Origin of the sequence: uncultured Marinobacter sp., assembly GCF_947488835.1 — a bacterium.
GTDB lineage: Bacteria > Pseudomonadota > Gammaproteobacteria > Pseudomonadales > Oleiphilaceae > Marinobacter.
This window is the reverse complement of sequence record NZ_CANLBK010000001.1, coordinates 445332-459448: the sequence shown is the minus strand read 5'-3', so window position 1 is coordinate 459448 and position 14117 is coordinate 445332. Positions and strand designations below refer to the sequence as shown.

11 protein-coding genes are annotated in these 14117 nt (G+C 52.5%); 4 read left to right on the top strand and 7 right to left on the bottom strand.

The features are described 5' to 3' along the window. Positions 1-18: 18 nt before the first annotated feature. Both cls and Q0824_RS02125 read left to right on the top strand, forming a co-directional pair. Positions 19-1449: a cardiolipin synthase gene (gene cls / locus Q0824_RS02130; RefSeq protein WP_298447122.1), complete on the top strand. Its 1431-nt coding sequence runs from the start codon at positions 19-21 to the stop codon at positions 1447-1449. A gap of 33 nt (positions 1450-1482) precedes the next feature. Next, a complete protein-coding gene (locus Q0824_RS02125; protein ID WP_298447121.1) occupies positions 1483-2892 on the top strand; it encodes a MipA/OmpV family protein in 1410 nt (469 codons plus the stop codon). A 26-nt stretch (positions 2893-2918) separates the two neighbouring features. On the opposite strand, the gene Q0824_RS02120 is transcribed toward Q0824_RS02125, so the two are convergent. From Q0824_RS02120 to Q0824_RS02110, 3 genes are read right to left on the bottom strand one after another with little or no spacing between them, the layout of a single operon-like run. Next, positions 2919-4385, bottom strand: coding sequence for an ABC transporter permease (locus Q0824_RS02120; protein ID WP_298447120.1), 1467 nt, complete (start codon positions 4383-4385; stop codon positions 2919-2921). Positions 4386-4401: 16 nt separating this feature from the next. After that, positions 4402-5052: an ATP-binding cassette domain-containing protein gene (locus Q0824_RS02115; RefSeq protein WP_298447119.1), complete on the bottom strand. Its 651-nt coding sequence runs from the start codon at positions 5050-5052 to the stop codon at positions 4402-4404. Continuing rightward, a complete protein-coding gene (locus Q0824_RS02110; RefSeq protein ID WP_298447118.1) occupies positions 5052-5927 on the bottom strand; it encodes a putative selenate ABC transporter substrate-binding protein in 876 nt (291 codons plus the stop codon). Before Q0824_RS02110 ends, Q0824_RS02115 begins: the two co-directional genes overlap by 1 nt. 209 nt (positions 5928-6136) lie before the next feature. Here Q0824_RS02110 and senB point away from each other — a divergent pair, with 209 nt between their 5' ends. Next, complete coding sequence (gene senB / locus Q0824_RS02105) at positions 6137-7108, top strand: selenoneine biosynthesis selenosugar synthase SenB (RefSeq protein WP_298447117.1); 972 nt, start codon at positions 6137-6139, stop codon at positions 7106-7108. A 2-nt stretch (positions 7109-7110) separates the two neighbouring features. On the opposite strand, the gene selD is transcribed toward senB, so the two are convergent. The 4 genes from selD to Q0824_RS02085 all read right to left on the bottom strand — a co-directional run bounded on the left by selD (position 7111) and on the right by Q0824_RS02085 (position 12111). Then, entirely contained in the window at positions 7111-9387 is a 2277-nt protein-coding gene (gene selD / locus Q0824_RS02100) for a selenide, water dikinase SelD (protein WP_298447116.1), read from the bottom strand. Continuing rightward, positions 9387-10037, bottom strand: a complete 651-nt coding sequence (locus tag Q0824_RS02095; RefSeq protein WP_298447115.1) for a helix-hairpin-helix domain-containing protein — start codon at positions 10035-10037, stop codon at positions 9387-9389. The genes selD and Q0824_RS02095 overlap by 1 nt, the downstream gene beginning before the upstream one ends. Positions 10038-10075: 38 nt before the next feature. Then, a complete protein-coding gene (locus Q0824_RS02090) occupies positions 10076-10474 on the bottom strand; it encodes a hypothetical protein (RefSeq protein ID WP_298447114.1) in 399 nt (132 codons plus the stop codon). Positions 10475-10590: 116 nt separating this feature from the next. Next, a complete protein-coding gene (locus Q0824_RS02085; protein WP_298447113.1) occupies positions 10591-12111 on the bottom strand; it encodes a bifunctional GNAT family N-acetyltransferase/carbon-nitrogen hydrolase family protein in 1521 nt (506 codons plus the stop codon). A gap of 114 nt (positions 12112-12225) precedes the next feature. On the opposite strand from Q0824_RS02085, the gene Q0824_RS02080 reads away from it, so the two are divergent. Then, positions 12226-14112 carry a methyl-accepting chemotaxis protein gene (locus Q0824_RS02080; protein WP_298447112.1) on the top strand — a complete coding sequence of 629 codons (1887 nt, stop codon included), beginning with the start codon at positions 12226-12228 and terminating at the stop codon, positions 14110-14112. Positions 14113-14117 lie beyond the last annotated feature (5 nt).

Genomic DNA, 14117 nt, shown 5'->3' with positions numbered 1-14117 from the left:
ACCACCAAAGGCAGCCTGATGACGGTTATTCTGGTACTCCACACTCTTTTGGTTCTTACGTTTACCATTCGGATTTTGCTCCGGGATGATCTCTCGCCTCCCGGTCGGCTTGCCTGGTTTGTGGTTCTCAATTTGTTGCCTTATTTCGGCAGCGCAATTTATTTCCTGTTCGGCGAAACAGATATTGGCAATCGCGCGAGCAAGCGACACAAAGAAGTTTTCCACGAAATAAGGGCGAAAGCGTCCTGGTTTATGGGTGATGCTGCCAATACCGAGGCGCTGATTGAGCCGGTGTATCGGCCTGCATTTCGTTATGCAGGTTCCATCAACGGCTTCCATCCTTCATCGGGTAATACTGCCGAGCTTATGAGAGACGGCAATGAAACTCTTGAAAGAATGGTGGCCGATATAGATGCAGCTACCGATCATGTTCACGTGCTCTATTACATCTGGCTTGACGACAATACCGGTCACGCCATTGCTGAAGCCCTGATTCGAGCGGCCCATAGAGGCGTGGTATGCCGGGCCATGGCGGATGGGCTGGGTTCACGTGCGATTATCAACTCCCCGCTCTGGCAGCGTATGGCAGAGGCGGGCGTTCATATGGCGGTTGCGCTATCCCTGAAGCATCCTGTTCGCACCATTCTGACCAGCCGGCTGGATCTCCGAAACCACCGCAAGATTACGGTGATTGATGCTCGTATCACTTATTGCGGCAGCCGGAACTCTGCAGACCCGGAGTTCCTGGTTAAGGCAAGATACGCGCCCTGGGTAGATATCATGCTCCGGTTTACCGGGCCGGTAGTGGTTCAAAATCAATTGTTGTTTGCCAGTGACTGGATGCAGGCCACCAACGAGTCACTGGATGACATACCTTTATCGTCAGGGCGTGGGGAGGGCGGTTTTCCCGCACAGGTTATGGGCGTTGGCCCAACTGAGCGCCACGGTGCCACGCCGCATCTCTTTGCTAACCTGTTTGCCTGCGCCCAAAGCGAACTGACCCTTTCTACGCCTTATTTCGTTCCCGACGCTACGGTACTGGAAGCCCTTTGCGCAGCGGCCTATAGGGGCGTGAAAGTTGCGCTGATCTTCCCCAAAATTAATGACAGTTGGATTGTGGCTGCTGCCAGCCGTAGCTATTATCACCGGTTGCTCGATGCCGGCTGCGTGATTCACGAGTTCAAAGGAGGGTTGCTTCATGCAAAAACCCTCACCATTGACGGTAAAATCAGCCTGATCGGGTCCTCGAATCTCGACTTGAGAAGCTTCGATCTCAACTACGAAAACAATATTCTTCTGCAAGATGAGGCCACGACACAGGCCATTAAAGAACGCCAGCAGAGCTATATCAGCCGATCTGAGGTGGTCAGTTTGCCAGAGGTTCTTGCCTGGCATTATCACGAAAGGATTTGGCACAACGTTATCGCAACCATTGGCCCTGTTCTATAACCAGGGGTATCTGCGACAAACCGGAAACTCAAAATGAAATCAGGATGTATCAGGTTCAGCGTCTGCCTAAGCCTTTGTTTAACTGCGGGTGATGGATACGCCAGCCTGCCGGACACCCGAACGTCTGTTAACGAAGTGCCCGCAGGCACAGTTGGCCTTGGGGCAGCCTTGCGTAGAGGAACGAGCCCCTACGCTGGGGTGGATAATATATCGGGCGTGCTCAACGACAGCAAAGCAGACCTTATTCCGCTGTATCTCTATGAAGGAAAGTGGCTATTCGCCCATGGCACTTCAGCGGGAGCACATCTTGTGAAATCGGATTGGTTAAAAGTTGATCTGCTTGCCAAATATCGCTTCAACCGGCTTGAATCGGATGCCTCTCCCTATTTCAGTGGCATTGACGATCGAGATCAGACCGTCGACATGGGCTTCTCTGCCACATTTTTCGGGGATTGGGGCTCGCTTTCCGCAACCTGGGCAAATGACGTTCTTGGCGTTCACAACGGTTACGAGTGGGATTTCACCTACTCTTACCCATGGGAAAGTGGCCGCTGGTCGTTCACGCCGTTTGTCAGTTACGTGTATCAGGACAGCGACCTTACAGATTACTACTATGGTGTTGACGCAAATGAGGCGAGGGCCGACAGACCTGCCTATGAACCGGATTCCGCCGCTTTCTGGCGCGCAGGCGTAAATACCTCCTATCAGGCAACACCCCGTTTGCTGCTGTTTACAAACGTTGCATCCGAGCATGTAGATAGCGAGATCTACAACAGCCCACTGGTGGACGAATCGCAGCTTGTTTCGGCCACATTTGGTTTTGCTTACTTGTTCGGGAATGCTCTGGACGACTCAACCAAACAGCCAGGGTCAGAACGTTCCGGAGAATGGTCTTGGCGACTGAATTCTGGCTACCAGGCTGAAGGACCATTTACTCGAACACTCACAGGTACTCTGAAGCGCAGTGAGGATGTTCACGCCTACATGGCCGGCTTAACGCTGGGAAAACTGATTTCCGACGGCAAGTACGTCGATTATTGGGGCAGGCTTTCGCTAAATCGCCGTTTCGAAAATGGATACCAGGATAATTTTGGCGAATACAACGCCTATGTCATGGCCATGACGCCGGCTAAGCCGCCCTGGTCATCGAAGGAGTGGTTTCGCTTTGGTATTGGTTTTGGTTTTTCCTATGCCGCGGAAGTGCCTTATGTAGAGCAGGTTAAACAGGCAAAGCGGGAGCGAAATACCTCACGCTTTCTCAATTACCTCGAGGGGCAGCTTGATGTGCCACTTCGCTTGTTTACTGATAACAAGGCGGTAAGCAACTGTTATGTGGGCATTTCATTGCTGCACCGCTCGGGTATCTTTGCCAAATCAGATATTCTGGGCAGTGTATCAGGCGGTTCCGACATGGTGACTGGGCACATAGAATGTAAGCGCTAAGTCTCTATTCTCTGTGGCGCCGCGCCTTAGCAGGTTGGCATGGTCTGGAGTGCAAGCTTGCGACGTATATAGCGCCCTAGTGTATCCACACCGATGTTGAGCAGGGCGGTTACCAGTATCAGTACCATGGCTCGATCAAACCGGATGTTCTGTATGGCACTGTCTACATAGAACCCAAGGGTGTAGATGCCGAGAATCCCCAGAATGGCTGTTTCCCGCATGATTATTTCCCAGCGATAGAACAAAAACGCCAAAAACGAACGGTAAACACGGGGCACCAGTTCCCAGCCATATCGATTCAAGCCGCTTGGCGCGTCGGGACGGAGCTTGATTGAGCTGGTTTGCCGGCCTATCAGGTGCCCAATGATGCCGCCATTATGCAAAGCCAAAGCTACAACCGCTGGCAACATGGATGGCCCCCATAGCTGCAAGAGAATATAAGCCAGAATGTACTCAGGTGTAGAGCGCGCAATCACCAATGCAACATGGCCGGCATTGCGCCTTAAGGGACCGCCAAAGTGATTTGAGATCAACGGGAATGCCAGCAACGATATAATCCCGGTAGCCACCAAGGCAATCTGAGTGAGCACAATGGTGTTCCAGATGCCCGGCATGGCCTCGTTAATCATCAAGTCATTCAACCAGGGGGTAAGGCCCGCGAGACCTTCGCCGTTTCGCAGTGGGGCCGGCACTATGTCTTCCGTAAAGAAGCGCTGCACGTTGCCCCACACAATGGGCAAACCTTCACCAAGAAAGAAGGGGGCGCCAAGAATGTATACGGGCAGAAGCTTTGGCCGCACCCAAAGGGGCATGGTAGCAATCAGGATGTAAAACAGAATCAGCATGGCGCCGGCGTCTGAATACAGCCCTTGGGAGAACGAGGCCTCCAGATAAAACCCGAGTGTTGGCAAGCCAACAAAGCCAAGAATCGCGCTGGAGCGCAAGCCGCACTCAAGGCGGTAAGCGGTATAGGTGCGCATCTTTACCCAGCAGTCTGGAATCCGGGTGTAGAGAAACGCCGAGACAATTCCGGTGCCTGGAGGCAAGGCCCGACCGGGTTCCGGATCTGCCTCTTCGAGAATTTCCGAGTACACCTTGGCGAAAATCCCCGCGTAGGGGATAGCAATAGCCAGCACCCCGGTTAACGGGTGGAAACCAAAAAACTGCAGGAAGATAAGTGCCCAGAACAGTTCGTGAATCGCACGAATAAACGCGCAGAACATGCGCACGGGCAGGGAGCGGTAAACCAGAGCAAGAAGAAACCCTGCAACGCCGCCAAGCGCCACCCCAACGAAGGCGAAAGCGACCGTTCTTAACAGGGCGGTCATCAAGCCTTCGCTGCTGAAAAAATTGGGCGTTACAATTCCGAGAAAAAAGTTACCTAGATCTCGCCAGGGATTGGATGCCGTTATGGCAATGTCGGCAAACAGAAGCCCGACCAAGGCGATGGCAAGGAAAATAAGACTGGTACGAACCGTTGGGGAAGAAAGCATGAAACGGCTGTGTTACCTAGTAAAGAGACATTATGTCTGAAGCCACAAGCTTCGCGCTTGATTCATCCAGAGCGATTTGCCCATCCTGGATGCCAACTATTCTGGTGCAGTAACTCAACGCCAGTTCCACATCATGCAGCGCAATAATACTCGTTGAAAAACGATCTCGAAGGAGTGTCATTACTGAATTTGCCATGGGCCCATCGAGTGCTGAAACAGGCTCATCAGCCAGGAGTATGGATGCGTTACGGTATAAGGCCCGGCCAATAGCCACACGCTGCCGTTGCCCACCCGAAAGGGAAGCGGTGGGCGTCCAGAGTTTTTCTGTCATTCCAAGTAACTGCAACAGGGTGTTCACATCGGCACGGTCCTTAGCAAAGGGCCGGGCGAGAGTTACCGTGTTATACCAGGTGGAATGTTTGTCCAGCTGCCCCATAAATACGTTATGGAACACGGACAAGGCACTCACCAAACCCAGCTCCTGCGGGATAAGCGACGAATCCCGATTGACTCGTTCATGAATCAAGCGGATAAGCGTGGATTTACCCGCTCCGCTTTTGCCCACAAGTGCAATTTTTTCGCCCGGTTTAACATCCAGCGACAGCGGGCCTATTACCCGCTTGCCGCTGAATGATGCCGTAAGGCCAGAGAAATCGAATCCTGACATCAATCTAGGATTCCAATCTCTTCGGCAGTTTTGCGAATCGGCTCATAGTCGTCATTGGAGGCAGGAATAAAACCAGAGCGCGGAAAGCTTTCCAGAAGCTCCGGATTATCGAGGTTCAACAACGCTTCAGTAACGCGCTGTTTGAAACCTTCGCCAAAACGCTTATCTACATCACCACGGATAGTCCACTGGTAATCCGGATAGGCGGGCGTTTTCCAGATCACCTGAACGGCATCCGTATCAATATTCCCGTCACTCAGCTCTTTCTCCCAAACCTGGAAGTTGAGCGCACCTACGCCGTAGGTTCCGGCTTCAACCAAACGGAGAGTGCGTGTGTGGTTGCCACTGAAGCCAACCCGCGAGAAGAAATCTTCTGGCTTGGCACCAAAGGTATCACGCACATAAAACTCTGGCATAAGGCGGCCAGAGGTTGAGCCCTTTGATCCAAAGGTGAAAGTTTTTCCCTTCAGCGGAGTTTCAAGATCGCTAAACTTAGCGGCCGGCTCAATAGCAGTGTTGGTGTTCGCAATAAAATAGGTCTCGAATGCTTCGTCTTCAACACCTTGAGCGATAGCTTCGGAACCCGGAACCAGCCTGCGGGCCTGCACGCCAGAAAGGCCGCCAAACCACGCTAATTGCACCTGGTTGTTGCGGAATGCTGAAACCGCTGCGGCGTAGGATTTCACTGGGATGTAACGTACATCAACATCCAGTTGCTCGGAGAGGTAATCAGCTACACCGCGGAAACGTTCTACCAGTTTGGTTTCGTCTTCATCAGGGATTGCTGTAAATACAAATGTTTCTGCCGATGCGGTTACAGCGGTGACGCAGAACAAGCTGGATACCACTAACTTCCGTATAAGATTCAAAGCCATTTGAAATCCTTGATCGGTTATGTGATTGATATTGTAAGGAGCAGGATACTCTGATTGCCGTCTAGCCTGAACAGCTATACGGTTTTCGGGTTAAAATGGGTCATGTATCCGGGCACTATTCTTCAGATGCCCTATGTTAGTCTACCAAAGCTTCACCCGGGCCCGGTAAGGGCTTACTTATACCAAAGATACCTATGGATATTATCATCATGACACCGGCTGCCCCTGGGTCGAAAGCTGGTAACAGGGCAACTGCAGAGCGTTGGCAAGCGTTGCTGGAACGTTCAGGGCATCAGGTGTCCGTTGTCACGGAATACCGTGGTGAGCCCTGTGAGCTATTCCTCGCCCTTCATGCCTGGCGCAGCTACGATGCCGTGCAGTTGTTTCGTGAGACTTGGCCGAGCAAACCTTTGGTGGTGGCCCTTACGGGAACAGACATATATCGGCATCAGTACCAATATCCGGAGCAAACCCTTTACTCCATGCAGGCGGCCGATGCGCTTATTGGATTGCACGCACAAGTGGGCGCCGATATTCCTGAGAGTTTTCGGGACAAGCTGGTCACGCTGTTTCAGTCAGCCGATAAGCCAACAGAGATGCCCGGAACCAGTGACCCTGCCGCGCCTGATTTTAATGTATGTGTTATCGGTCACCTCAGGTCTGAAAAGGACTCACTGGCGGCGGCCAAGGCGGCAAGGGCGCTGCCAAAGACTTCCCGAATCCGTGTCTTGTGCGCGGGCAAGGCCCACGATGCGCATTGGGAACGCCTTGCGCTCCAGGAAGTAGATGAGAACCCAAGGTTTCGCTGGCTTGGTGAACTTGAGAAATCCGATGTTGTGGGGCTGATGGCAAAGAGCCAACTATTAGTGATGAGCTCAGTGATGGAGGGCGGAGCAAACGTAATATCGGAAGCCTGTCGCGCGGGCCTGCCGATAATTGCTTCAAACATATCCGGAAATATCGGGTTGCTTGGTAGGGATTATGCTGGTTATTACCCGGTTGGCAACACATCGGCTTTGGCAGCGGTACTCGAACGGGCAGAAACCAATTCGAAGTTTTTAGAGCAGTTAAGACGACAGGTGGGCCAGCTGGCTGGGCTGTTCACTCCGGAAAAAGAACAGGCGTCCCTGGAGCAGGCGCTTGCACTTGCGGTGCAGCGCTGCTCCGGGAATCAATGCTGAATTCAATCTTTCAACGTAATCGGCTCGATTGGCCCGCTTTCATCCTGCGGGGTTACCCGACCGATTATGGCGGTATGCGGGTAGCCGAGGGCTTTTAGCTCTCGAACACACTCTTCTGCTTTATCGGCCGAAATACTCGCCAACAAGCCACCCGCGGTTTGTGGGTCAAAAATCAGTGGATAGCGTGGGTGATTCACCCATTTTTCCTGATCCCGAATACCACGACGCAAGCGTATGTTGGCTGGCTGAAGGGAACTGAGAATGCCTGCCGCAGCGGTTTCTTCCGCACCCGGAAGGATGGGAATAGCAGAGAGATCCAATTCCGCATCCACACCGGATGGCCGAGTCATTTCAACCAGGTGTCCCAGTAATCCGAAACCGGTCACATCGGTACAGGCTTTTGAGCCCGAACGGCGCAGACAGTCCGCTGCCGCTTTGTTCGACTGCACCATGGAGGCGAGGGCAGAATCGATCCAACGACCTTTGGCCGCCAAGCGGGCGTGGGCTGCAAAGAGCGTTCCGGTGCCGATCGGCTTGGTGATAATGAGCACATCGCCAGCGCGCAAGCCGCCTTTGCTCATCACTTCATCCGGATCGATCAGGCCATTAACGGCAAAGCCCAGTGCAAGTTCCTGGCCCTCACCTGTATGACCGCCCACCAGCGCACAGCCGGCTTCATTCAGTACATCCACGGCACCAGACATCATCTGGAAAACAACGTCTTCCACCTTGGATTCGATACCATAAGGCACCGTTGCCACTGCCGTTGCACTCTGGGCTTCAGCTCCCATGGCAAAAACGTCGCCCAAGGCGTGGTTGGCGGCAACGCGACCAAACGTGTAAGGGTCGTCAATAAAAGCCCGGAAAAAGTCGACGGTATGCACCACCGCTTTCCCTGGCGGCACTCTCAGCACAGCGGCGTCATCCGGCGCATGCAGGCCGATAATAATATCGTCCCGATCAATGGGGCGTAGCTCGCCTAGCGCTCGCGAAAGCACCGTACTGCCTACCTTGGCACCGCACCCACCGCAGCGCATGGCAACTGCAGAAATGGCCTGGGATGCCTCCTCAGGATTCTGGGCGGCTGCGGTATCGGGCAGGGCGCCAGATTCTTCCATGGGAGGAAGGTCGGTGAATTTTTCCATGAACCGACGGTCGATCCAGTCTTTCCATCGCCACACCAAGGGGCCATCAAACTGCATATCGCCACGGGAGGCTACCGCATACTTGTCACCGGTGCTGATCAGCGCCAACCATTTTTTCTGGGGACTGAAATCTTTTGGTGCTTTGCCCAATGCCATGCGTTTGAGATTGTCAGCCAGCGGTGGACCTTGGCGCACTGCAAACACGCCAGCTTTCTCTCGGGGGTGGTTAACCACGTTGGCTATATCACCGGTGGCGAAAATGCTGTCGTCGTTTTCAACCTGCAAGGTATCACGTACCCGCAGGAACAGGCCGTCGTCCAGCGCCAGGCCGGTTTCTTGCAGCCAGGCTGGCCCGCCAGCTCGGGTAACCCAAAGCACTTCATCTACCTGCTGGGTCTCACCTGAGGCCATGCGCAATAGCCCGTCGCTGACTTTTTCTACCGGAGAGCCAAGGTGGAGTTTTACACCACGATCAGCGAGTGTCTTTCGGAATATCTCACGCACTTTGGTGTTGTGGGTCGGAAGAATTTCTTTGGCTGCATCAAATAAATGGAAGTGCAGCTGATCGGAATCCCGCCCACGTTTTTCCAACTCGCTCTTGAGGCGAAACTGCATGGCAAGTGTAAGTTCTACGCCTCCTGCACCTGCACCTACAACACCAATAGTCAGGGGGCCTTGGTGATTCTCGATACGGGAGAGCAGAGCAAGCCATCGATTATTGAAACCTGTGATTGGTTTGACAGGCACCGCGAATTCAGAAGCGCCCTCAACCTCATTCACTCTGGGAGAGGAGCCAATGTTGATCGAGAGTATGTCGTAAGGCACATCCGGCCGGCCTTTGCAGATCACGCGCTTGCTGTTGCGATCTATGCCGATGGCTTCGGAGCGATAAAATCGTGCGCCGGCAAATTCCGCGAGGCGACTGAGGTCGATGTGAACATCGTCGTAGCTGTAATGCCCAGCCACATAACCTGGCAGCATTCCGGAATAGGGTGTGTGGGTGTCACGGCAGATGAGGGTTAAGCGCACGCCGGGAACGGGTTTCATTGCAAACCGTTTCAGTACCCCGACGTGGCTGTGCCCGCCGCCAATCAGGACAATGTCCCGTAATACAGGCTGCTCAGGCGCTCGCATCAGTTAATTTTCTTAGCTTCGGCCGTGAGTTGGTCGAACCCCTTGATGCTGGAGAAAGCCTTCAGCTTTTCCGTGTCTGCTGCCGATGGATTGGCAATCTGGTCAATGGAGGTAATGCCGGCGTCTTTCATCTTTTTGGCTGTGGCAGGCCCAATGCCTTTAACCAAGGTAAGATCGCTTCTATCCGCGGCTTTCTTAGCCTTGGCTGCCGGTGCTTTCTTTGCTGCGGGCTTTTTGGCTGCTGCCTTTTTAGGTGCGGCTTTTTTGACCGCAGGTGCTTTGGCCTTGGTTTCTTTGGCAGTAGTACTTTTAGCAGGCGCTTTCTTGAGCTGCTTCTTGCTCTCTTTCTCGGCTTTGCGAATATCTTCTTTGGACGCAACACCCAAACGCTCGAGAATGTTGGATTGCAGTTCGTGGAACTCTTCCAGCCGGCGCTCAAACTCATCACTAAAGCGCTTCATTTCGCGCTCACGAAGCTCATCCACTTCTTTCAGTAATCTGCGCACCGGGTCTTGAACCTGATGCTGCAGAGAGTCGAAGTGCTTCATTGCATCGTTGATCAAAGTTTCTATCTGGGCGGAGGTTTTTTCAAATTCTTTGTTGACCTTCTTTACAATTTTATCAACGCTCGATTTGGCATTTTTCGCCATGGTATTGACTCCTTGCAGGCGGGTAGAACGGATAGGAATCAGGCTATATGCCGCATGTTGGACACAGAACCCGAGGAACGTCGTGACTTCAACGACTGCTTTTTGGAAAGCACCTCTCTGATACGGCGTAATTTTTCTTCAAGAGTGGTGTCACCGTCTGACTTTAAATCGGAAAAGTCGATCGAATAAAAAAAGTTGCTGCAGTGCTTTCTGCGTTCAGTAATCAACCCAGACACATTCTCCGCCCGGATTTTATCAAACGGCATGTCCATAATCAGATCGAGCGTGACTGTATCGCCTGGATTGAACATCTTGTCCGTCTTCATAACGCACCCGTAAGAGTCCAGTTCAAAAAGCGCAGCATCAACCCGTTCCTTACGGAACAGACCGTGCCGAATTGTGAATCGGGCAATAAGATCGGGCAACGCTTCGTTCATGAATACCAAGTCTCTACAGATCCGGTTTGGATATTGATTAAACAATAGACACTGAAATCGGGATTTGCAACGCCATCAGTGCCGTACGATAAACCTTTAACCCTGTTCTTCAACAGCTATCGGGTGATAATTTCATACATATCAATTCTACGGTCTTTAAGGTTGGTAACTGACCCTTCATTGCGTACCAGTGTGAGCTTTTCCAGATCCATATCGGAGAACATGATCATCTCGGTATTGGGTGTTGTTTCAGCCATCACTGCATCGTGTGGGAAGGCGAAATCAGACGGCGAAAATACCGATGACTGAGCGTACTGCACATCCAGGTTTTCCACTTTCGGCAAGTTCCCGACGCTGCCCGTGATGACCACATAGCACTCGTTTTCAATAGCCCTGGCCTGGGCGCAATGGCGAACCCTCAAATACCCGTTTTTGGTATCTGTCCAGAAGGGTACGCAGATGATGTCGACTTCCTTCATGGCGGCAATTCGCCCAAGCTCGGGGAATTCAATGTCATAACAGATAAGGATCGCAACCCGCCCTGAATCTGTATCGAATACTTCGAACTTGTTTCCGCCTTCAACAACCCAGTCGCGGCGTTCGTGAGGGGTAATGTGGATTTTGCGCTGTTCGTCTACCCGGCCATCACGATGGCAAAGATAGGACACGTTATAGACCCGGTCGTTCTCCAGCAGAGGCATGGAGCCGGTGATAATGTTGATGTTATAGCTCACCGCCATCTCTGACATACGATCCCGGAACTGCTGCGTAAAGCCGGCGAGGAACCGTATGGCTCGGGTTTGATCAACCTGATCGGTCAAGCCCATTAGGGGCGCGTTGAAAAACTCCGGGAAGAGCGCGAAGTCACTCTTGTAATCAGAGAGGGCGTCCACAAAGTACTCAACTTGCTCCAGCACTTCCTCGACTGAGCCGAACTCACGCATTTGCCACTGAACGGCGCCCATACGTACCTGGGTTTTCTTTTCGTTCAATACTGAGGAGGGTGGGGTATAAAGAATGTTCCGCCATTCCAGTAAAGTCGCATACCCCAGAGATTTCTCATCCTCAGGCAGATACTTGTGCATCAAACGCGTAACCTGGAAATCATTGGAAAGCTGAAAGCTCAGAATCGGGTCGTAGATATCCTTGCGGTCAACGCGATCTATGTATTCGGCAGGGGAGTACTGCTCTGAATACTTGTGATAGCCCGGTATACGCCCACCAGCCAAAATGGCGCGCAGGTTGATCGAGCGGCAAAGTTCCTTGCGCGCTTCGTACAGCCGGCGACCAAGCCGGTAGCCGCGATATTCAGGATGAATAAACACATCCAGCCCATAAAGCGAGTCGCCCTTCGGGTTATGACGGATTTGCTCATTGCTCAGAATCAAGTCGTCATAGGTGTGAGGGTTACTGAAACGCTCATACTTGACCGAAACTGTCAGAGCCACGGCCACCAGCTGGCCGTTATCTTCAATGCAAATCTGACCGTCGGGGAACTGTTCGACCAGTGCCTTTATGGTGTCTTTGGGCCAAGCCCCGCCAATGTCGTCGTAAACCCGATCCATGAGTACCTGGAGCTGTTCATAATCATCAAGCTTCAGGTTGCGGAGATTTAGGTGCAGCTCTTCATGGGCCATTCAGTGGGGCTCCTGTACGGCGGTGAAATGAATGTTCGAAACAAGTTTATCAGAAGGCATTAAAGAGTTCGCACAGACCGCCGTTAATCAATGAAACATATTCAGGAGTACGCCGTGCATCTTACATTTGGTCAAAAACTACAGGTCACCTTCAGCATTCTCCTGATATTGGTGATGGCGGCCTTTACCATTTCCGGAAACCTCCGTCTGCAGAATACATCGCATACCTATGTGGATTCCTTAATCGAAAACACAGCGGAACAGAATACGTCGAGTATTGCTGAATGGCTCAACACCCGCCTTGTAATGACTGAATCAACAGCTAAAGCCCTCGAAACAGTGTCAGACGATTCACAGGCACATACGTTGTTACAGGCGATTTCAACCGGCGGCAATTTCAAGGATGTGTACGTTGGCCGTGCCGATGGCTTCATGCTGAGGAAAACCCAGGCTGACACCGATGCATTGCCTGAAGGCTATGATCCTCGCACTCGCCCCTGGTACAAGAGGGCCATGGACCTCGGGCGTGCATCCTTTACGACGCCTTATCTCGACGCTGGAACCGGCGAGATTGTTATCTCAACCTTCGCGCCTGTGAAGCGTGGGCCGTATCAAGGCGTTGCCGGCGCGGATATTACACTCAATGCCATTGAGCAAATGTTGTCAGTGATTAACCTGGCAGGCACCGGCTATGCAGCTCTGATCAGTAAAGACGGCACAGTTCTGTACCATCCGAACAAAAGCCTGATTGGCAAAAAAATCAGCTTACTGCTTGGTGAGGCTCCAAAGCTGAACAAAGACGTGCACAGCTATGAGCAGGAAGGCTCTGCCTGGAGCGCCAGCTTTCACTCAATCAGCAGTGCCCGTGGTGTTGACTGGTATCTGGGTACCTTCGTTAACCAGGATAAAATAAACGCCCCTGTGCGAAGCGCCATGGTAACCGGCGCGATTATCGCAATCGTTGGGCTTTTGGTGTCGCTCGTTGTGCTTCATCTGGGAATTCGCACCTTGATGGCACCCGTACGCAGGTTGAATGCTGCCATGGCAGACATTGGATCAAACGATGCTGATCTTACCCAGCGCCTGGATGACAGCGCCCGTGATGAATTTGGGCAGTTGGCTGCAAGCTTTAATCAGTTTGTCGGTAAAATCCATCAGGTTGTTCGTGAAGTCCAACAGGGAAGCGGTGAACTGGCCACCAACGTAACGGCCCTGAGAAATACAGCCAAGACTAGCCGCAGCAGCGTTGAAAATCAGCAGGCCGAAATCGATATGGTAGCGGCGGCGATAAACGAGATGTCCGCAGCGGCGCATGAAATTGCACAAAATGCTCAGCAAACCGCAGATGCATCCAACACTGCTGATGACGACAGTCGTGCATCGCTGGAAACCATGTCTGCCTCGCGGGATGCGGTGCAGAAGCTATCCCACGAAGTAAGCGCGGCTGCCGAGGTCATCGACTCATTGGGGCGCGATGTTGCCTCCATTACAACCGTACTGGAAGTTATTCAAGGCATTGCTGAGCAGACCAACCTGTTGGCACTGAACGCTGCCATTGAAGCGGCGCGGGCAGGGGATGCTGGCCGCGGTTTTGCAGTGGTGGCCGATGAAGTAAGAAACCTTGCAAGGCGCACTCAAACAAGCACTGAAGAAATCAACAATATGATTGAGCGTCTGCAGACGGGTGCCAATGACGCGGTAGAGGTAATGAAAGCATCAACCGCGGTGTCTAACGTGAGCATGGAAAAAGCTCAGGATGCCATGGACTCCCTGAACCGTATTACTGGCGCCATTACCGCCATTAGCGAGATGACCTCTCAGATTGCCACTGCCTCTGAGGAGCAAACATCGGTAACGGAAGAGCTGAATTCGTCGATTACCCGTATTGCGGATCAAGGCCAGGAAGCCGCTGCAGCCGCAAGTGAAAACGATGTTTATAGCGGGCATATCGAAAAGATTGGCCACACCCTCGACGGCAACGTATCTCGCTTTCGGGTTTGATTGAG